1 protein-coding gene is annotated in these 257 nt (G+C 42.8%); it reads right to left on the bottom strand.

The window, feature by feature from the left end:
- Window positions 1–257: hypothetical protein (locus AAEY83_RS16590; RefSeq protein ID WP_351060831.1), on the bottom strand; the 257-nt coding region annotated here is incomplete at both ends.

A 257-nucleotide genomic window follows, 5' to 3' on the forward strand; every position in this document is an offset into this window, starting at 1 on the left:
GTTTAACCATGAGTGAATAATACCATCACCTGGACGAAGTGAAACACCGCCACGGTTCATGATGAAATCAGGAAGCGTATGGTGAGTGCTTACATCGATAGGCTTAGGATAAGCTGATGTATGACAGAATGACTGCATTGTTAAATCTGCAGAGAAACCTAAACATGCTAGATCTTTAAGTTCATCACGTGTCATAGGACCTGTTGTATCTTGCGAACCAACAGTTGTCATTTTAGGCTCACAGTACTGACCTGGGC

Source organism: Psychrobacter sp. TB20-MNA-CIBAN-0197 (assembly GCF_040309765.1).
Lineage (GTDB): Bacteria > Pseudomonadota > Gammaproteobacteria > Pseudomonadales > Moraxellaceae > Psychrobacter > Psychrobacter submarinus.